Annotated in this window: 15 protein-coding genes; 8 read left to right on the forward strand and 7 right to left on the reverse strand. The window is 63.1% G+C overall.

From position 1 onward, the window contains the following. Nucleotides 1–23 precede the first annotated feature (23 nt). The 3 genes from der (at nucleotide 24) to APH33_RS24260 (ending at nucleotide 3626) form a co-directional block, all read left to right on the forward strand. On the forward strand, nucleotides 24–1487 hold the full coding sequence (der, locus tag APH33_RS24250; protein WP_054887575.1) for a ribosome biogenesis GTPase Der: 1464 nt from the start codon (nucleotides 24–26) through the stop codon (nucleotides 1485–1487). A gap of 211 nt (nucleotides 1488–1698) precedes the next feature. Beyond that, the gene (locus tag APH33_RS24255; RefSeq protein ID WP_054887576.1) at nucleotides 1699–2847 is read left to right on the forward strand and encodes a pyridoxal phosphate-dependent aminotransferase; all 1149 of its coding nucleotides are present in this window, start codon (nucleotides 1699–1701) and stop codon (nucleotides 2845–2847) included. Continuing rightward, on the forward strand, nucleotides 2835–3626 hold the full coding sequence (locus tag APH33_RS24260) for an amidohydrolase (protein WP_054887577.1): 792 nt from the start codon (nucleotides 2835–2837) through the stop codon (nucleotides 3624–3626). The genes APH33_RS24255 and APH33_RS24260 overlap by 13 nt, the downstream gene beginning before the upstream one ends. 150 nt (nucleotides 3627–3776) lie before the next feature. Here the strand turns inward: APH33_RS24260 and APH33_RS24265 are convergent, their stop codons facing one another. Beyond that, nucleotides 3777–6332: a sulfite reductase flavoprotein subunit alpha gene (locus tag APH33_RS24265; RefSeq protein ID WP_054887594.1), complete on the reverse strand. Its 2556-nt coding sequence runs from the start codon at nucleotides 6330–6332 to the stop codon at nucleotides 3777–3779. 106 nt (nucleotides 6333–6438) lie between these two features. Then, a complete protein-coding gene (locus APH33_RS24270) occupies nucleotides 6439–8748 on the reverse strand; it encodes a TonB-dependent siderophore receptor (RefSeq protein WP_054887578.1) in 2310 nt (769 codons plus the stop codon). Between the two features lie 219 nt (nucleotides 8749–8967). Here APH33_RS24270 and APH33_RS24275 point away from each other — a divergent pair, with 219 nt between their 5' ends. Further along, the gene (locus tag APH33_RS24275) at nucleotides 8968–9648 is read left to right on the forward strand and encodes a Fe2+-dependent dioxygenase (protein ID WP_054887579.1); all 681 of its coding nucleotides are present in this window, start codon (nucleotides 8968–8970) and stop codon (nucleotides 9646–9648) included. 3 nt (nucleotides 9649–9651) lie between these two features. Next, nucleotides 9652–10401 (forward strand): tetratricopeptide repeat protein, encoded by a 750-nt coding sequence (locus APH33_RS24280; protein ID WP_054887580.1) that lies wholly within the window; start codon nucleotides 9652–9654, stop codon nucleotides 10399–10401. A 75-nt stretch (nucleotides 10402–10476) separates the two neighbouring features. On the opposite strand, the gene APH33_RS24285 is transcribed toward APH33_RS24280, so the two are convergent. Beyond that, nucleotides 10477–11640, reverse strand: a complete 1164-nt coding sequence (locus tag APH33_RS24285) for a type III PLP-dependent enzyme (protein ID WP_054887581.1) — start codon at nucleotides 11638–11640, stop codon at nucleotides 10477–10479. Nucleotides 11641–12146: 506 nt separating this feature from the next. Between APH33_RS24285 and APH33_RS24290 the strand changes: the two genes are divergently transcribed. The 3 genes from APH33_RS24290 (at nucleotide 12147) to APH33_RS24300 (ending at nucleotide 16152) form a co-directional block, all read left to right on the forward strand. After that, the gene (locus tag APH33_RS24290; RefSeq protein ID WP_054887582.1) at nucleotides 12147–12635 is read left to right on the forward strand and encodes an RNA polymerase sigma factor; all 489 of its coding nucleotides are present in this window, start codon (nucleotides 12147–12149) and stop codon (nucleotides 12633–12635) included. Nucleotides 12636–12652: 17 nt separating this feature from the next. Next, complete coding sequence (locus APH33_RS24295) at nucleotides 12653–13615, forward strand: FecR family protein (RefSeq protein WP_054887583.1); 963 nt, start codon at nucleotides 12653–12655, stop codon at nucleotides 13613–13615. 107 nt (nucleotides 13616–13722) lie between these two features. Continuing rightward, nucleotides 13723–16152 carry a TonB-dependent siderophore receptor gene (locus APH33_RS24300; protein WP_054887584.1) on the forward strand — a complete coding sequence of 810 codons (2430 nt, stop codon included), beginning with the start codon at nucleotides 13723–13725 and terminating at the stop codon, nucleotides 16150–16152. Between the two features lie 121 nt (nucleotides 16153–16273). Here APH33_RS24300 and APH33_RS24305 read toward each other — a convergent pair whose 3' ends face one another. The 4 genes from APH33_RS24305 to APH33_RS24320 are packed head-to-tail and all read right to left on the reverse strand — an operon-like array spanning nucleotide 16274 to nucleotide 19719. Then, nucleotides 16274–17431 (reverse strand): betaine/proline/choline family ABC transporter ATP-binding protein, encoded by a 1158-nt coding sequence (locus APH33_RS24305; RefSeq protein ID WP_054887585.1) that lies wholly within the window; start codon nucleotides 17429–17431, stop codon nucleotides 16274–16276. Next, nucleotides 17428–18081, reverse strand: coding sequence for an ABC transporter permease (locus APH33_RS24310; RefSeq protein ID WP_054887586.1), 654 nt, complete (start codon nucleotides 18079–18081; stop codon nucleotides 17428–17430). Before APH33_RS24310 ends, APH33_RS24305 begins: the two co-directional genes overlap by 4 nt. Then, nucleotides 18078–18992, reverse strand: a complete 915-nt coding sequence (locus tag APH33_RS24315; protein WP_054887587.1) for a glycine betaine ABC transporter substrate-binding protein — start codon at nucleotides 18990–18992, stop codon at nucleotides 18078–18080. Before APH33_RS24315 ends, APH33_RS24310 begins: the two co-directional genes overlap by 4 nt. Nucleotides 18993–19005: 13 nt before the next feature. Further along, nucleotides 19006–19719, reverse strand: coding sequence for an ABC transporter permease (locus APH33_RS24320; RefSeq protein WP_054887588.1), 714 nt, complete (start codon nucleotides 19717–19719; stop codon nucleotides 19006–19008). Nucleotides 19720–20370: the final 651 nt, after the last annotated feature.

Below are 20370 nucleotides of genomic sequence, written 5' to 3' on the forward strand. Positions count from 1 at the left end.
AGAATTCAAGAGTGGAGAGCCGCATGGTTCCCGTAATCGCCCTGGTGGGCCGCCCGAACGTCGGCAAATCCACCATGTTCAACCGCCTGACCAAGACCCGCGATGCCATCGTCGGTGACTTGTCGGGCCTGACCCGTGATCGCCAGTACGGTGATGCCACCTGGCAGGGTCGTTCCTTCATCCTCATCGACACCGGCGGTATCACCGGGGACGAAGTGGGCATGGACGAGAAGATGGCCGAGCAGTCGCTGATGGCCATCGAGGAAGCCGACTACGTGCTGTTCCTGGTCGACGCTCGCGCCGGCATGACCGCCGCCGACCAGATGATTGCCGAGCACCTGCGCAAGCGCAACAAGTCGGCCATCCTGGTCGCCAACAAGATCGACAACATCGACGCCGACGTCGCCCGCGCCGAGTTCTCGCCGTTGGGCATGGGCAATGCCATTCCGGTAGCCGGCTCCCAGGGCCGTGGCATCAACGCGCTGATGGAGGCTGTGCTCGGCCACATCCCGCGTGACCAGGTCGAGGAAGCGCTGGACGCTGAAGTGGCCGAAGGCGAGGAAGCGGTACGCATCCCGGGCCCAAGCGAGAAAGATGGCATCAAGATCGCCATCATCGGCCGCCCGAACGTGGGCAAGTCGACCCTGGTCAACCGCATGCTCGGCGAAGAGCGTGTGGTGGTGTACGACCAGCCGGGCACGACCCGCGACAGTATCTACATCCCGTTCGAGCGTGATGACGAGAAGTACACCTTCATCGACACCGCTGGCGTGCGCAAGCGCGGCAAGATCCACGAGGAAGTCGAAAAGTTCTCGGTGGTGAAGACCCTGCAGGCGATCAAGGACGCCAACGTGGTGATCTTTGTCATGGACGCCCGCGAAGGTGTGGTCGACCATGATCTCAACCTGCTGGGCTTCGCCCTGGAAGCCGGCCGCGCCATTGTCATCGCCCTCAACAAGTGGGATGGCATGGAGTCGGGTGAACGCGACTACGTGAAGACTGAGCTGGAGCGCCGGCTGTTCTTCGTCGACTTCGCCGACATCCACTTCATCTCGGCCCTGCACGGCACGGGCGTCGGCCACTTGTACAAGTCGGTACAGGCCGCGTTCAAGTCGGCGGTCACCCGCTGGCCGACCAGCCGCCTGACGCAGATCCTCGAAGATGCCGTGAGCGAGCACCAGCCACCGCTGGTCAACGGTCGCCGCATCAAGCTGCGCTATGCCCACCTCGGTGGTGCCAACCCGCCGCTTATCGTGATCCATGGCAACCAGACCGACAAGATTCCGAAGTCGTACTCGCGTTACCTGGAGAACACCTACCGTCGGGTGCTGAAGCTGGTCGGTACGCCGATCCGCATCGAGTACAAGGGCGGTGAGAACCCGTACGAGGGCAAGAAGAACACCCTCACCGATCGCCAGGTCAACAAGAAGCGCCGCTTGATGTCACACCACAAGAAGGCCGAGAAGAAGCGCCGCGACAAGCGCTGATTCCGCGTCTGCTTCTTCGCGGGCTCGCCCGCTCCCACAGGTACAGCACAAACCTCAAGCGGTGTGCAGTACCTGTGGGAGCGGGCGAGCCCGCGAAGAGGCCCGTTGATCCAGCGCAATCCCTGGGTTGTTTGAACCTTTTTCCTGACCGCTCGATCCGCTATGCTCGGACTCCACCCCGTGCCGGATACACCCCAGGAAAGAGGGCTCCATGATCCGCAGCAAACTGCCGAATGTCGGCACGACCATCTTCACCACCATGTCCCAGCTCGCCATGCAGACCGGCGCGCTGAACCTGTCCCAAGGCTTCCCCGACTTCAATGGCCCGCAGGCGTTGCTCGATGCAGTCGGCCGCCATGTCGCCGCCGGGCATAACCAGTATTCGCCGATGACCGGCCTGCCGGCCCTGCGCCAGCAGGTGGCGGCCAAGGTTGCGCGGCTGTACGGCGCGCGGGTGGATGCCGATCAGGAGGTGACCATCACCCCGGGCGCCACCGAGGCGATTTTCTGCGCCATCCAGGCGTTGATCCACGCTGGTGACGAGGTGATCGTCTTCGACCCTTGCTACGACAGCTACGAGCCGTCGGTGGAACTGGCGGGCGGGCGCTGCGTGCATGTGCAACTGAGCGACGGTGACTTCCGCATCGACTGGCAGAAGTTCAGCGATGCCTTGAGCCCACGCACGCGCATGGTCATTCTCAATTCGCCGCACAACCCCAGTGGCGCGCTGATCAGTCGCGAAGACCTTGACCAACTGGCCGGTCTGATCGCCGATCGCGACATCTATCTGGTCAGCGACGAAGTCTATGAGCACCTGGTCTACGACGGTGTGCGCCATGCCAGCGTACTGGCCCACGAGCAGCTGTATTCACGGGCGTTCGTGGTCAGCTCGTTTGGCAAGACCTACCACGTCACCGGCTGGAAGACCGGCTACGTGATTGCGCCGCCGGCCTTGAGCGCCGAACTGCGCAAGGTGCATCAATACGTCAATTTCTGCGGCGTGACACCGCTGCAATGCGCACTGGCCGACTTCATGGCCGAGCACCCGGAGCATATCGACGAATTGCCGGCCTTCTACCAGGCCAAACGCGACCTGTTCTGCGACCTGCTCGAAGGCTCGCGTTTCAGCTTTACCCGCACGGCGGGCACCTATTTCCAGCTGGTGGACTATTCGCAGATCCGCCCGGACCTGAACGATGTCGACATGGCCCTGTGGCTCACCCGTGAGCACGGCGTGGCGACCATTCCGGTGTCGGTGTTCTACCAGCAACCCATCCCCGAGCAACGCCTGGTGCGCCTGTGCTTTGCCAAACGTGAGGAGACGCTGCGTCAGGCAGCGGAAAAACTATGCGCGATCTGAGTGCACTGCCCAACCTGAAAGTCGCCCTGGTCCAGACCACGCTGGCCTGGCATGACCGTGAGGCCAACTACGCGCATTTCGAGGTGCTGCTGGAGCAGGCCCGCGGCAGCGATCTGGTGGTCTTGCCCGAGATGTTTACCACGGGTTTTTCCATGCAGTCGGAAACCCTGTGCGAGCCTGAGAACGGCCCGACCTACAAGTGGCTCAAGGCACAGGCCAAACGCATCGACGCGGTGATCACCGGCAGCGTGATCATCCAGGCCGCCGACGGCAGCCACCGCAACCGCTTGCTGTGGGCGCGGCCGGATGGCGAAATCCTGCATTACGACAAGCGTCACCTGTTCCGCATGGCGGGCGAGCACAAGCACTACACACCAGGTGAGCGCCAAGTGCAGTTCGAGGTCAAGGGCTGGCGGGTGCGCCCGCTGATCTGCTACGACCTGCGCTTCCCGGTGTGGAGCTGTGATGCCCAGGACACTGACCTGCTGCTGTATACCGCCAACTGGCCGGCAGCGCGGCGCCAGCACTGGAACCGCCTGCTGCCGGCGCGGGGCATCGAGAACCTGTGCTACGTGGCGGCGGTGAACCGGGTGGGGACCGACGGCAAGGGCTTTGCCTACTCCGGGGACAGCCAGGTGCTGGACTTCCAGGGTGAGAGCCTGCTCAGCGCAGGGGAGGCGGACGGGGTATTCACTGCGGTGTTGAGTGCTGCAGAGCTGGGCGCGTACCGCACCAAGTTCCCGGCCAACCTGGATGCCGATACCTTCGAGTTGCACTAAAGCCAGACTGGCCCGTTGTGGGAGCGGCCTTGTGTCGCGAAAGGGCTGCGAAGCAGCCCCAGGATTTCAGCATAACTGCAGATATTGATGGGGCCGCTTTGCGGCCCTTTCGCGACACAAGGCCGCTCCCACACAGATCAGTGCTGCTGTTTAGTACACATCCCGCCGATAGCGCCCATCCTCGATCAACTGCTGTACTGCTTCTTCTCCCAGCAAGCCGTTGAGCGCCGCATCAACCCCGGCAGCCATGCCTTGCAGGCTACCGCAGACATACAAGCAGGCCCCGTCAGCCACCCAGCGCTTGAATTCCTCGGCGTGCTGCAGCAACACATCCTGCACATACACTTTCTCGGCCTGATCCCGCGAAAACGCCAGGTCCAGCCGCGCCAGGTCGCCACTCTCGACCCAGCCCTGCAGCTCTGCGCCACACAGCAGGTCGTGTGCCCGGTTGCGCTCGCCGAACAGCAGCCAGTTGCGTTGCTCGCCAGCATTGATCCGCGCGCGCATCAGGCTGCGCAGGCCGGCCAGGCCGGTGCCGTTGCCGATCAGGATCATCGGTGCTGGCATCTCGGGTAGATGGAAGCCACTGTTGCGGCGCAGGCGCAGGCTCAAGCTGCCGCCCTGTGGCAGGTACTCGGTCAGCCAGCCGGAGCCCAGGCCGAGGTTGCCGTCGGCATGGCGCTCCTGGCGCACGATCAGTTCCAGCACGCCATCGCTGGCGATCGAGGCGATCGAGTACTCGCGGCTACCGATCGGCACCAGCGCATCGACCAGTGCCTGCGGATGCAGGCCAAGCAGGTGATCGCGACGGCTCGGTAGCTGACGGCCAGCCAATGCCTGGCTCAAGGTCTGCTGCAGGCCCTCGACCTGTACGCTGGCCATGGCGTCCAATGCCATGCCGTGAAGGAACGCGTCGATCCGTGGCTGGCCATTGAGCGGCAGGATCTCCACCAGGTCACCGGCTTCCCAGCGGGCGGGCTCTTCAGGTTGCAAGCCCAGCAGGTAGACCGGCTGGCCTTGGCTGCCCGGGTTGAGCAGATCGCGCCGCACCAGGGTCCAGTTGCCGAAGCTTGGCGGTTGCCAGGCGCTTACCGGTTGAGCACCGGTCAGTTGCGCCAGTTCCTGCTGCCACTGTTGCAGTGCGGCCTGGTCGGCGTTGTCCACTTCGACCGGGCTGAATGCGCTGCTGGCACCGCGCTCGCCAAGCCACGCCTGCAGGCGCCGGGCGAAGCCACAGAAGTGCGGATACTGGCGGTCGCCAAGGGCGAGCAGGGCATAGCTGAGATTGTTCAGTGCCCACGGCTGGCCGAGGATCTTGCGTTCGAAACCACGGGCACTGTCGGGCGCCTCGCCATCACCGAAGGTACTGACCACGAACAGCGCACGGCGGGACTGACGCAGGTCTTCTTCGCGCAGGTCGCCAAGGGCTCGAACCTGAACCGGCAAACCTGCTGCCTGCAACTGCCCGGCACTTTGCCAGGCCAGTTGCTCGGCGAAGCCGCTCTGGCTGGCGAAGCCGATCAGCCAGCTGTCGCCGCTGGCCTGGTTGCCATCGACGATGCTGCGGGCGGCGCGCACCTGGCGCTTCTTGCGGCGGCGGTCGAGGTACAGCAGCCAGCCGGTCACAAAGAACAGCGGCATGGTCAGGCTGGCCAGGGTGACGATGATGCGACCCGGCAGGCCGAAGTATTCACCAACGTGCAAGGCGTAGACGCTCTGCAGCAGCTGGGCCTTGAATGACTTGTCGCTGTAGCGGTCGTGGCTTTTCACCTGGCCAGTGGCCGGGTCGAGCACCAGGGTGTTGAACGCGCGCGGGTGGGCGGCGCCTTCGAGCAGGTAGAACAGGTTGGCCGGCTGGCCACCTGCCGGCGGCAGGCGCAGGTTGTACATGGCCAGGCCTGGGCCGGCGGCGTCCTTCAGGTTGGCCCAGATGGCGTCGTAGTCGACCACCAGTGGCGGCGCGTTCTTGTCGACCTTGGGCTGCCCATGGCGGCCACGGCCTTCGCCACGCTTTTGTTGCTGCCCGGCAGCGGGTTGGTCAGCCAGCAGTTTGTTCAGGCCAGAGCGGTACCATTCGTAGGACCAGAACAGCCCGGTCAACGCGAACAGCAGGTAGAACAGCAGGCACCAGGTACCGGCCACGGCGTGCAGGTCCCAATTGAAGGCACGGCCTTTCTTGGCCCAATCGAGGGCCAGCCAGGTGCGCCAGTTCAGCGCCTTGCGCGGCCAGCGCAGGTACAGGCCGGACAGGCAGAAGAACACCAGCATCAGGGTACAGGCCCCGGTAATCTGCCGGCCAGTGTCGCCCATGGCGAGGAAGCGGTGCAGGGTCAGCATCAGGTTGAAGAAGCCTTGCCCGGCCGCATCACCCTTGAGTTCGCCGGTATACGGGTCGGCATAGCGCAGCGCGCCGCGGCGCTCGCCCGGTGGCGGGGTGAAGAACACCCGCGCGGCGTTGCCTTCGCGCACGTCGACCGACAGCATCGACACCTTGTCGCCTTGCTCGGCCTCGACGCGGCGCACCAGTTCGCCCATTGGCAGCACGCCTTCGGCGCGTACCTCGACCTTGAGCACATCGGCGTTGAAGGTGCGCAACAGCTCCTCCTGGAACGAGTACAGCGCACCGGTGATGCCCATCAATGCCAGCACCAGCCCGGCGGTGATGCCAAACAACCAGTGCAGTTGGAACAGCGTTTTCTTCACCACATCCATCACCTTGTGTTGCTTGATGCCGCGGACCGCAGCGCGGGCATTATGCCTTGATACGCAAAAGCCCCGCTCACAGGTATGAACGGGGCTCGGCGGTGTTTCGTCAGAAGTGGACGCTGGTGGTCAACAGTGCAGTCCGCCCGGCCGCCTGGTTGGCGAAGTGGGTGGAGAAGGCCTTGTCGTAGTACACCTTGTCCGTCAGGTTCTGCACGTTCAGCTGCAGGTCGACGTTCTTGGTCAACTTGTAAGCGGCCATGGCGTCGTAGCGGACATAGCTGTCGACCATGGTGGTGTTGGCCACGCTGCCGTACACGTCATCCACATAGAACGCACCGCCACCGACGGTCAGCTTCGGCGTGATGGAATAAGTTGTCCACAGGCTGGCGCTGTTGTTCGGCGTGTTCGGCAGCTGGTTGCCGTCGTTGGCCGCGCCCAGCGGGCCGCCGTCGATCTGGCGCGCTTCCATGTAGGTGTAGCCGGCGAACACTTGCCACTTGTCGGTGATCTTGCCGCTGGCGGACAGCTCGATACCCTGCACGCGGGTTTCGCCGACGTTTTCGTAGGTGGTGGTGTTCACCTGCACGCGCGCGTTTTCTTTCTCGGTACGGAACAGTGCCGCAGCCAGGGACAGGCGCTCGTTGAACAGGTCCCACTTGGTACCGATTTCGTAGTTGGTGGTTTCTTCCGGCTCCATGTCGCTGGAGAGCAGGTTGCCGCTGCGGTCGGTGGTGTTGCCCAGCGGGTTGCCTTCCATGCCTTCGCCGAGGTAGGCGCCTGGCGGGGTGGCCGAGGTAGCGTAGGACACGTAGATGCTGCCGTTGTCGGCCGGCTTCCACACCAGGCCCAGCTGGCCGGTGACGAACTCACTGGTGTCCTTGCCCTTGGAGACGATGCCCTTGGAACTTACCGCAGTACTGCCGTCGGCGTTGTAGCCACGGTACTGGGTGTCGAAGTGGTCGTAGCGCAGGCCCATGTTCAGCAGCCACTGTGGCGACAGTTCGAGGGTATCGAACACGTAGATGGCCCGGGTGTTGCTCTTGGTGTTGGTACCGGCGTAGTTGCGCGAGATTGCACCGTTCCACGGATCATCCGGGTTCGGATTGCTCAGCGAAGTACAGTTGTAGCCGCTGGTAGCACCGATCATGCCCGGGGTGCAATTGGTGTTTGCGGCGCCACCTGGGACGGTGTCAGTGTCGACGTTGTAGGTTTCACGCTCGCTTTCTTCACGGCTCAGCTCGATACCGGTGGAGAAGCTGTTCTTCAGGCCACCCAGGTAGAACTCACCGAACAGGTCGGTCTGGTTGGTGGTCGTGGAGGTGTTGCCAACACGGGTATTGGCGCGACGCCAGACGCTGCCGTTGTTGACGTTGCCCTTGCTGTCGTCGGGCTGGGTCAGGATGTAGTCCTGCATGCTGTTGCCGTGACGGAAGGTGTTCTTGATGGTCAGCGCATCGGTCAGGTCGTGCTCGATGGAGAAGGTGGCGATGTCGACACGGGTCTTGCGGAAGTCGCGGTCGGTCAGGCCGTAGAAATTGTCGCTGTCGCCACCGTCGTTCGGCTTGCTCGGGTGAGCCGAGGTACGCGCGGCGCTGCCAGCGGTCGGGATGCTGTACGGAATACCCGAGTCCGGCAGGTCGTCGCTTTCCAGGTGGTAGTAATCGAGGTTGACGCGGGTCGCGGTGCCCAGGCCGAAGGCCAGCGACGGGGCGATACCCCAGCGGTCGTAATTGACCTTGTCACGGCCGGCGACGTTGCTTTCGTGGGTCATCAGGTTCAGGCGGCCGGCAACGGTATCGCTGAACTGGTAGTTGCCATCGAAGGTGTAGCGCTGGGTCTGGTCGCTGCCCCAGGTCCAGGCGCCGTCGAGCGAGTTGCCCAAGTGTGCGCGCTTGCTCACCAGGTTGATGGTGCCGCCGGCAGCGCCGCGGCCGCCAACGGCCGAGTTCGGGCCCTTGGCCACTTCGACCGATTCGATGGCAAAGATTTCGCGGGTCTGGGCGCCGGTGTCACGCACGCCGTCCAGGTAGGTGTCACCCTGGGCGTCGAAGCCGCGGATGAACGGCCGGTCGCCTTGCGGGTTGCCGCCTTCGCCGGCACCGAAGGTGATGCCGGGCACGGTGCGCAGGGCGTCCTGCAAGGTCAGGGCGTTGGTGTCCTTGATCACTTGCTGCGGGATCACGGTGACCGAGCGCGGGGTGTCTACCAGCGGGGCGGTGTACTTCTGCGAGGAGGCCTTTTCCACCTTGTAATCGGTGCTGGCTGGCTCAGCCTTGCCATCGACGCTGGTGGCGTCGAGGGTGATGGCGGTGCTGGCGGCCGGATCGGCGGCATAGGCGCCGCAAGCGCTGAAGGCGACACCGATGGCTGTGACGATCAGGCGTGGTGAACTCACTGCAGATGGTACGTGACGCATTGTTGTAGGCCTTCCCCAAGGTGTGAAGGCCGCGGATGTTAATGTAAGGGATTGTAAGGCACAATTGAGACTCGTTACCATTCGCTATAAATTTACAATCTTTACATATTCTCTTTACGATTTATGGACACTGAATCGTCTAAGGCACAGTCAGGCCTTGTGCTGCGTAAAAGGGAATCAATATCATTGAGCCTTTACAGATCTTGACGGTGCTGCCGCATGCTGCTTCATATCCCAGGGTTGTTCGACGCCGATGAACTGGCCCGTATCCGCGAGGCACTGGCGCAAACCGACTGGGCCGATGGCAAGGTCACGGCCGGTTACCAGTCGGCTAAAGCCAAGCACAACCTGCAACTGCCGGAAGGGCACCCGCTGGCCAAGGAAATCGGCAGCGCCCTGATCGACCGCTTGTGGCAGACCCCGCGTTTCATGTCGGCGGCCTTGCCGCACAAGGTGTTTCCGCCGCTGATCAACTGCTACCGCGAAGGCGGCAACTTCGGGTTCCACATCGACAACGCCCTGCGCCAGCCCAAGGGCAGCCCGGAACGGGTGCGCACCGATCTGTCCTCGACCTTGTTCCTCAGCGAACCGGACAGCTACGACGGCGGTGAACTGGTGATCCAGGACACCTATGGCGTGCAGCAGGTGAAGCTGGCGGCCGGCGACCTTGTGCTGTACCCGGGCACCAGCTTGCACAAGGTCAACCCGGTAACCCGTGGCGTGCGCTACGCGGCGTTCTTCTGGACCCAGAGCCTGGTGCGCGAGGACAGCCAGCGGGCGTTGCTGTTCGAGATGGACAATGCCATCCAGCAACTGACCGCCGATGTGCCGGACCACCCGTCCTTGCTGCAACTGACCGGCACCTACCACAACCTGCTGCGCCGCTGGGCCGAGGTCTGAGCCGTGTCCTATCAGCTGCGTCGTGAAGAAGTGGTGGATGCTGCCGGCCTGCAGGCCATGCTCGAACACAGCCCCGGCAAGGCGGCCCAGGCAATCCTGGCGGCAGCGGGGGAGGGCATGGTCGAGGCGCAGTTGCTGCTCGGGCAGATTCTGCTCGACGGGCGTGGCATCGAGCAGGATGCCGGTGTTGCCCGGCGCTGGTTCGGCATTGCCGCGCAGGGCGGCAGCGCCATGGCGCACAACATGCTCGGTCGTTGCCTGGAGCATGGCTGGGGTGGCGAGGTGGACCTGGCACAGTCGGCCATTCACTATGCACGGGCGGCCGATGCCGGGCTGGATTGGGGGCTGTACAACCTGGGCAACCTGCTGGCCACCGGGCGTGGCCTGCCGGCCAACCAGGCCCAGGCGCTGACCTGTTACGAAAAGGCGGCGCAGATGGGCCATGCCAAGTCGATGAACCTGTATGGGCGTTACCTGGAGCATGGTATCGCCACGGCGCCGAGCCCGGTGCGGGCGGTGCGCTGGTATCGGCGTTCGGCCGAGGCGGGGGATTTTCGCGGGATGTTCAGCCTGGCGATGGTGCTGATCGAGCGAGGTGAGCTGGCCGAGGCCGCGACCTGGCTGGAGCGGGCGCGAGTCGAGGGGAATGAGAACTTCCTGCGCAGTGCCCTGGTGACCTTGCAGGGGGCGGGACCCATGTTGATGGCCTTTGCCGGGAGCTATGCCGAAGAGCTGCAGCGGCGCCAGGCCTGATTTCGCCTGTACCGGCCTCTTCGCGGGCACAGGACAGCACAAAATGAAAACGGGGCCTTTCGGCCCCGTTCTGCATTACAGGTAGTAAGCCTTCAGCGGCGGGAAGCCGTTGAATTCCACTGCGCTGTAGCTGGTGGTGTAGGCACCCGTCGACAGCCAGTACAGACGGTCACCAATGGCCAGGTTCAGCGGCAGGCCGTACTTGTAGTTCTCGTACATGATGTCGGCGCTGTCGCAGGTCGGACCAGCGATGACCACTTCTTCGGCTTCGCCTTTCTTTTCGGTCCAGATCGGGAACTTGATGGCTTCGTCCATGGTTTCGATCAGGCCGGAGAACTTGCCCACGTCGGTATAGATCCAGCGCTCGACGGCGGTGCGCGACTTGCGAGCGACCAGCACCACTTCGCTGACCAGGATACCGGCGTTGGCGATCAGCGAACGGCCTGGCTCGAGGATGATCTCTGGCAGGTCGTCACCGAAGTCTTCCTTCAGGAAGCGGATGATCTCTTCGGCGTAGGTCTCGAGGCTGTTGGTACGGGTGATGTAGTTGGCCGGGAAGCCGCCACCCATGTTGATCAGCTTCAGCTCGATGCCGTCTTCTTCTTTCAGGCGCTCGAAGATGACCTTGACCTTGGCAATGGCCGCGTCCCACACGCTGATGTCGCGCTGTTGCGAACCGACGTGGAAGGAGATGCCGTAAGGCACCAGGCCCAGGTCACGGGCAAGGATCAGCAGGTCCATGGCCATGTCGGTCTGGCAGCCGAATTTGCGCGACAGTGGCCAGTCGGCCGTGGTCGAGCCCTCGGTGAGGATACGCACGTACACTTTCGAGCCCGGTGCGGCCTTGGCGATGTTGCGCAGGTCGGCTTCCGAGTCGGTGGCGTACAGGCGCACGCCCTTCTCGTAGAAGTAGCGGATGTCCTTGGATTTTTTGATGGTGTTGCCGTAGCTGATGCGGTCGGCGCTGACACCACGGCCCATGACCTTGTCCAGCTCGTAGATCGAGGCGATGTCGAAGCTCGAACCTTTCTCCTTGAGCAGGTCGATGATCTCGACGGCCGGGTTGGCCTTGACCGCGTAGTACACCTTGGCGAATTCGAAACCAGCACGCAGGTCGTCATAGGCCTGGCTGATCATCTGGGTGTCGATGAGTACGAACGGGGTTTCCTGCTTGTCGGCGAACGCCTTCATTTTCTGGAAGGTGTCACGCGCGAAATAGTCTTCGACCTGGATCGACATGCTCAGGGACTCCATGGGCAAACTGAATGATTAAGTGGCTGCAAACTGAACGTCCTCCGTATCCCCACTTTGGTTCGCCTACTCAGTACTTGAGCCGGATGGATCGTTTCCAGCATGGACGTTCGGCGCGCACTTTAGGGCGTGAAGAATGCAGAATCAACAGGCAATCCGGGGGCGATCGTCGTGGAACGGCGCCCTACCCATTGAATAACCGACTCGCATGACCACCTGATGTTCCCCTGGGTGTTTCAAGCGTAAAAAATTGTGGAATGGAGCGTTTTGACCCCTGTGCAGGCAAGCCCCTTTTTACAGGCATCAAGCGATTCCTGTGGGAGCGGGCGTGCCCGCGAAAAGGCCTCAGGTGTTCATATTTATGGCCACATTTTCCTGGCACTGCCGTACATGAAAAACACGATAAATTTTTTGTTACCGTCGGGCAGATTTGCCGTTATGGATGAGAAACATTACTATTCGCACCCTTATCCGCCTCCCTGACGACCCCGACCGTGTCCGGACACAAAGGCTTCCTCGACCACTACCATGAGCTGATCGGCACCTGGACGCGCAAATTGCGCAGTCGTCAGCAGGCCGAGGACCTCACCCACGATGCCTTTGTCCGGGTACTGGAAAACCCGCGCGAACAGGTCGGGCAGCCCCGTGCCTACCTGCACCAGACCGCCCGCAACATCGCCGTGGATGGTTTCCGTCGCGAAGACCGGCGCCAGAGCCTGGCGCTGGAGGCCTTCGATGAAGGCGTGGCTACCAGCGACGATCCGGAAGCCTACGTCCATGCCCTGGAACTGGCCGACAGCGTCGAGCGGGCGTTGGCCGAGTTGCCGCTGAACTGCCGCCGGGTGTTCATCTGGCAGAAGCTTGAAGGCCTGAGCCAGGCCGAGATTGCCGAGCGCATGGGTTTGACCAAGAACATGGTCGAAAAGTATATGATTCGCACGCTCCGACATCTGCGTGAGCACCTGGATGTGTCAGCACGATGAGTCAGGAGACCTTTCCCATGAATCAGCACGGTTCCGAGACCGTCCGTGAGCAGGCGGCCGCGTGGTTCGTCCGCATGCAGGACGCGCCGCGCGACGCCGCGCTGCAAAGGCAGCTACGTGCCTGGCTGGCTGCCGACCCCAGCCACCGTGCCGAGTACGATGCCCTGGCCACGGTCTGGAGCGCGGCGCAGCTGATCCCGCGCCAGCGCCTCGAAGCGCTGTGCGAGCCGGACCCGGTACGCCAGCTGCCAGAGCGGCGCTTGTTGCGCCTGGCGCTGGCGGCGAGTGTGGCGGTGGTAGCGTTGGGGCTGGGCTGGACGGGCTGGCACTACCAGCAGCTCAATCACCAGGATCAGTTGCAGACGGCCTTTGGCGAGCGCCGCCAGGTCGAGTTGCCCGATGGTTCGCACCTCGAACTCAACGGCGCCACCCAGCTGCGCGTCGATTTCAGCCCAGGCCGTCGGCACATCCAGTTGAACGCAGGCGAGGCGATGTTCATCGTCGCCCACGACAGCAGCCGCCCGTTCGTGGTCGACACCGCCCAGGGCAGCGTGACCGTGACCGGCACCCGCTTCGATGTGCGCCTGGACCCGGCCGCTACCCGGGTGGCGGTCGAGCAGGGCTCGGTGCGTGTGCAGGGCAGCGATGCCTCGCTGGCGCAACTGAGTGCTGGCCAAGGTTCCCACATCGACACGCACGGCAAGGTCGCCGCTCCTTATGCAGTCAACGCCAGCGCACTGACCGCCTGGCGCCAGGGTAAGCTGGTGTTCGACAACGCTACCCTCGCCGAGGTCGTGGCCGAAGTATCGCGCTACCGTGCCCAACCGCTGCGCGTGGCACCTGGCAAGGTCGCCCAGTTGCGCCTCTCCAGCACCTTCAGCACCGATGACACGGACGCGCTGCTGCGCGCCTTGCCGAGCATCCTGCCGGTGGCGATCAAGGCCCATGAAGACGGCTCTCGCGAAATAATCGCGAAATAGATTCAGGTTTTTTTCCGCTCGTTCGTCTTCCCCGCCAGCTGCAACTGCCAAGCATTTACATTCGCACGCGGTTGGCGTTTATTCCTTCTTCAGGATGTTTCGACGACGTGAACAACAACAAAGCGTTTCCACGCCTGAGCGCTCTGGCGCTGGCCTTGGCGGTCAGCGCCGTGACCGTGAACGTTCAGGCCGAACAGGCCGAGCGCACAATCCAGATCCAGGCGCAGCCGTTGGCCTCGGCGCTGAGCCAGTTGGGCCAGCAGACTGACCTGCAGCTGTTCTTCAGCCCCGAACTGGTAGCCGGCAAGCAGGCCCCGGCGGTGTCCGGCAACCTGGCGCCCGAGCAGGCCCTGCAGCAACTGCTGCAGGGTAGCGGCCTGACCTACGAGAAGTCCGAAGACACGGTAGTGGTGAAACCGGCCCAGGCTGCCGGCACGCTCACCACCGGCAGCCTGGAGCTGGCGCCTACCGATGTGAAGGTGGTCGGTGACTGGCTGGGTGATGCCGACCAGGCCGTGGTGCAGAACCACCCTGGCGCACGTACCGTGGTTCGCCGCGAGGCGATGGAAGAGAAGGGCGCGATGAACGTGCGTGACGTGCTGCGCGGCATCCCGGGGGTGCAGGTGCAGGACAGCAACGGCACCGGTGGCAGTGACCTGTCGCTGAACGTGGGTGTGCGTGGCCTGACCTCGCGCCTGTCGCCGCGCTCGACCGTACTGATCGACGGCATTCCGGCAGCCTTTGCGCCCTATGGCCAGCCGCAGCTGTCGATGGCACCGATCTCCTCGGGCAACCTCGACAGCATCGACGTGGTACGCGGTGCGGGTTCTGTTCGTTATGGCCCGCAGAACGTCGGCGGGGTGATCAACTTCGTGACCCGGGCGATTCCCGACAAGGCCTCGGCTGAACTGTCCACCACGTTGGAAACCTCTCAGCATGGCGGTTGGAAGCACACCGAGTCGGCGTTCGTTGGCGGCACCGCCGACAATGGCATGGGTGTGGCTTTGCTCTATACCGGTGTGAACGGCAACGGCTATCGGGAAAGCAACAACGGCAACGACATCGACGACGTCATCCTCAAGACCCACTGGGCACCGACCGACGTCGACGAGTTCTGGCTCAACTTCCACTACTACGATGGCCGTGCCGACATGCCCGGTGGTCTGACCCAGGCCCAGTACGACAGCAACCCGTATCAGTCGCTGCGCGACTACGATTACTTCGCCGGCCGGCGCAAGGACGTGTCGTTCAAGTGGCAGCGCCAGCTCGACGATGCCACCCAGTTCGAAGTGCTGACCTACTACACCGACAGCTTCCGTGGCAGCGCCATCGCCGCTCGTGACATGAAGACCCTGTCGTCTTACCCGCGCAACTACCACACCTTCGCCATCGAGCCACGGGTGTCGCGGATCTTCTTCGCCGGCCCTACCACCCAGGAAGTCAGTGTCGGCTATCGCTACCTGAAAGAAGCCATGCGCGAGCAGTCGACCCGCCTGGCGCTGATCGATAATGTGCCGACGCCCACGCCGACCTCCGACGGTCACGTGTTCCAGGACCGCAGCGGTGGCACCGAAGCCAGTGCCTACTATATCGATGACAAGATCGATGTCGGCAACTGGACCATTACCCCTGGCATCCGCTTCGAACACATCAATACCGACTGGCGCGACCGCCCGGTGCTCGGTGCCAACGGCCAGCCGGTAGCGGAAAGGAACCGCAGCATCACCAGCAACGAGCCATTGCCGGCGCTGAGCGTGATGTACCACATCTCCGATGCGTGGAAAGTGTTCGCCAACTACGAGACCTCGTTCGGCAGCCTGCAGTACTTCCAGCTGGGCCAGGGCGGCACCGGCAACAGCACGGCCAACGGCCTGGAGCCGGAAAAAGCCAAGACCTACGAGTTGGGGACCCGTTATGACAACGGCGGCTTCGCCGGTGAGCTGACTGCGTTCTACATCGACTTCGACGACGAACTGCAGTACATCAGCAACGACGTGGGATGGACCAACCTCGGCGCGACCAAGCACCAGGGTATCGAGGCGTCGGTGCGCTATGACCTGGCCGGGTTGGACCCGCGTCTGGACGGCCTGTCGGTGAGCGGTGGCTACACCTATACCCGCGCGACCTATGAAGGGGATATTCCCGGTTTCAAGGGCCGTGACCTGCCGTTCTATTCACGTCAGGTGGCCACTGCCGGGGTGCGCTATGCGATCAACCGCTGGACTTGGAATCTGGATGCCTACGCCCAGTCCAAGCAGCGTGCGCCGGGGACCGGGATCAATGCCGATGGCAGCTTCAACGGCGACTACATCACCGAGCCGAGTGCCGATGGGCAGTATGGTGATATTCCGGGGTATGTGACCTGGCATGCCCGTGGTGGATACGCGTTCGGGCCGCAGATGTCCAACCTGAAGCTGGCGGCGGGGGTGAAGAACCTGTTCGACAAGCAGTACTTCACGCGTTCGAGCGACAACAATGCCGGCATCTATGTGGGTGAGCCGCGGACCTTCTATGTGCAGGCCAGTGTAGGGTTCTGAGCCAAGATCGCCGGGGCCGCTATGCGGCCCTTTCGCGACACAAGGCCGCTCCTACAGAGGAACGCGATTTCCTGTAGGAGCGGCCTTGTGTCGCGAAAGGGGCGCCAAGCGCCCCCAGCGATTACGAAGCCACCGCCTCGGCCGGCGAAACAATGCTGGTCTTCGCCCCACGCGAGCGCCCCGAGCTCAGGTAAGCCGCAATCGACTCCTGCGTCACCTCACCCAGGAACACCTGCTCGGCATCCAGCACCGGCAACCACGCCCGGTTAAATTCGTACATCCGCGACAACAGGATGCGCAGGTGCTCGTCATGCGACGCCGTGGCATTGAACGGCCGCAGGAAGTCGCCACAGGTGCCTTGCTGGCGGTGCATGTCACGCCGGCGCACATACCCCAGCGCCTTGTTCTGCCCGTCGGTCACCACCACGTAGCGGCGGTCGTGTTCATCGAGCAGCTCCAGCGCATCGCTCACCGGCGTCTGCGGGCTTACCGAAGGCGCGTTGTCCGCTGCATCCTCGGCACGTACCAGCAACAGGCGCTTGAGCGTGCTGTCCTGGCCGACGAAGTTGCTCACGAAGTCATCCACCGGGTGCGCCAGCAAGGTATCCGGATGGTCCAGCTGCAGCAGCTTGCCAGCGCGGAAGATGGCGATCTTGTCACCCAGCTTGATCGCCTCGTCGATGTCATGGCTGACCATGATCACGGTCTTGTTCAGCGCCCGCTGCATCTCGAAGAACTCGTTCTGGATCATCTCGCGGTTGATCGGGTCGACCGCGCCGAACGGCTCGTCCATCAGCAGCACCGGCGCTTCTGCGGCCAGCGCCCGGATCACGCCGATGCGCTGCTGCTGGCCACCGGACAGCTCGCGGGGGTAGCGCTGCAGGTACTGCTTGGGTTCGAGCTTGATCATGTGCATCAGCTCGCGGGCGCGCTCGTGGCACTTCTGCTTGTCCCAGCCGAGCAGACGCGGGACCACGGTGATGTTCTCTTCGATGGTCATGTTGGGAAACAGGCCAATCTGCTGGATCACGTAGCCGATGTGCCGGCGCAGGGTGACTTCGTCCAGCGCGCTGGTGTCTTCGCCGTTGATCAGCACCCGGCCCGAGGTCGGTGCGATCAGGCGGTTGATCATCTTCAGCGTGGTGCTCTTGCCGCAGCCCGATGGGCCGAGAAATACGCAGATTTCACCTTCGTTGACGGTGAGGCTTACAGAGTCGACGGCTTTGACGTCCTTGCCGTTGACGTTGAAGGTCTTGCTGAGGTTCTGGAGTTCGATCATGAGCGCAGTCCTTCTGGAGTCAGGGCACGTTGCAGGGTTTGCAGGAGCAGGTCGGCGATGATCGCCAGCAGGCTGACCAAAACGGCACCGACCAGCAGCATCGACATGTCGCTGCGGCTGATGGAGGTGAGGATGAGCACGCCCAGGCCGCCAGCGCCGATGGTGGCGGCGATGGTCATGACGCCGATGTTCATCACCACGGCGGTGCGCACGCCGGCGAGAATCACCGGCACCGCGATCGGCAGCTCGACCATGCGCAGGCGCTGGCCGAAGGTCATGCCGATGCCCCGCGCTGCTTCACGGATGCCGGGCTCGACGTTGGTCAGCGCCAGGTAGGTGTTGCGCAGGATCGGTAGCAGCGAATAGAGGAACACCGCGGTGATCGCCGGCAGCGGCCCGAGGCCTTGGCCGAACTTCGAGTAGAACGGCAGCAGCAGGCCGAACAGGGCGATCGACGGGATGGTCAGCAGCACTGTGGCACTGGCCTGCAGCGGGCCGGCGACGGCCGGGAAGCGCGTCATCAGGATACCCAGCGGCACGCCGACGATGATCGCCAGGCCCACGGCGATGCCAACCAGCATGATGTGTTGCCAGGTCAGCTGCAGCACCTGGGCCCAATCGAGGTGGGCGAATGTGTCGAGCAGGCTCATGGCTGTACCTCGCTTTGCAGTGGGTGCTCACGCAGGAAGGCGGCGGCCACCGTGGTCGGGCTCTGATGCTCGACGTCGACCTTGGCATTGAGCTGGCGCATGGTTTCGTCATCCAGTCGCTCGGCCAGCGGCTTGAGCAGGCCGGCCAGTTTCGGGTTGGCGTCGAGCACCTGTTTGCGCACCACCGGGGCGGCGGTGTAGTCGGGGAAGTAGTGCTTGTCGTCTTCCAGCAGCTTGAGGTTGAACGCGCTCAGGCGGCCGTCGGTGGTGTACACGAGGCCCGCGAACACCTGGTTGTTGTGCATGGCGGTGTAGACCAGCCCGGCATCCATCTGGCGGATGTTGGCGCGGCCCACTTGCAAGTCGTACATCGCCTTGAGGCCGACCAGCCCGTCCGGACGGTTGGCGAACTCGGTGTCCAGCGCCACCAGGTGCTTGCGCTGGCTTTCGTCACGCAGCACCTGGTTGAGATCGCTGATCGTGTTGACCTGTGGATAAGCCTCGGCCACCTGCTTGGGCAAGCCCAGGGCGTAGGTGTTGCTGAACTTCGATGGGGTCAGCCAGATCAGGTCCTTCTTCGCGTCCAGTTCCTTGACCTTGGCGTAGGTGGCTTCGGCACTGGGCATGCGCTCGTCGATGTGGTTGTACGAGACCAGCGACACGCCGGTGTATTCCCACATCAGGTCGAGCTGGCCGGTTTCCTGGGCCTGGCGTGCGATGCTGCTGCCCAGGCCGGAGGTGACACGTACGTCGAAGCCATTGGCGCGCAGGTACTGCGCGGTAATTTCGGCAAGTACGGTCTGTTCGGTGAACACCCGCGCGCCGATGCGGATCAGTGGTTTTTCCGCTGCCTGGGCAAATCCTGCAAACAACAGGGCCGCGCCCAGCAGCAAGGCGATTCTCTTGGTCATGGGTTCCCTCGTGTTATCCAGCCAGGCCACGTTCCAGCCAGCGCTTGCTGGAGAAACTCACCGCAGCGTCCAGCACCAGCGCCAGCAAGGCGGTGCAGGCGGCACCGAGCAGCAGTTGTGGCTGGTTGTTCAGGGCGATGCCGGGAAAGATCAGGCTGCCCAGGCTGTTGGCGCCGATCAGGAACGCCAGCGGTGCGGTGCCGACGTTCAGCGCCAGGGCCACACGCACGCCACCGACGATGATCGGCACGGCGTTGGGCAGTTCCACCTGCCAGAGTTGTTGGCGTGGGGTCATGCCGATGCCGGTGGCGGCTTCCTTGAGCGAGGCGGGCACGTTTTTCAGGCCCTCGTAGGTGTTGCGCACGATAGGCAGGAGAGAGGCGAGGAACAGCGCGAAGATCGCAGGCCCGGCACCGATGCCCAGGATACTCAGGGCGATGGCCAGAACGGCCAGGGGGGGGATGGTGTTGCCAACGTTGAAGAACTGCATGAAGCGCTCGGCTTTGTCGACCCGGTGCGGTCGACTGAGCGCAATGCCGGCGGGGATGCCCACGGCCAGCGCCGCCGCCATCGAAGCCAGCACCAGGACCAGGTGCGCTTGCAGGTAGAACCCAAGATCGTCGCGATAACGCGCGATCGTGTCGATACCGATCCAGTGGATCAGCAGGGCCAGGATGACGAGCACGGCGGCCCATCCCAACAGCCCTTTTCCGTAGCGTGTAGCCACAGGCGGACTCCTTGTGTTGTCGGCGAGCACACTTCTTTTATTGCCGCCCTTGGTTGGCGGCGGTGGGTGTGTTCGCGAGTAGCAGCGTGAAGCAGCCGCAGGCTGCGCTCAGGCCATGAGCCGAACCCCGTCGGGCCCGAAAAAGCTGATGACACTAGCCCCCCAACCGAAGCGGGTTGCAGGGGGATGGACGTCTCCGTGGCGGTAAAGGTTCCCATCTGAGGCGGCATTTGGCCAGCGTTAATCACTGGGGCTATGGATTTTTCACACGAAAAATAAGCGCAATTCTTACTTCAAGACGTTGAATTACCTGCTATCGCGATGTTTGTCGCAAGCTCAGGATTCGGAGAGAAATTTTTCACGTGAGGGAGTCAGGCATGGGGGCTGATGCGAATCAAATGGATGATGCCGTTCTCGTTGCGCTTCGAAGGCAACTGGGCATTGAGGAAGATTTGGTAGGCGAGGGACAGCTTGAAGACATGCCCATATCGAAGCTGCGCAGACACCTTGAGGTACTGGGGGCGAATCTAGAATTGGCAGTACGCTTTCCTGGGGGCATGAGGATCCCATTGTGGGATTCGGATGAGTCGAGTGATGGCATCTAAGTGCAGGGCGATGGATCTTCGTGGGTGTCGAGATCGAGCGCCGCCC

Source organism: Pseudomonas sp. NBRC 111130, assembly GCF_001320485.1.
GTDB lineage: Bacteria > Pseudomonadota > Gammaproteobacteria > Pseudomonadales > Pseudomonadaceae > Aquipseudomonas > Aquipseudomonas vlassakiae.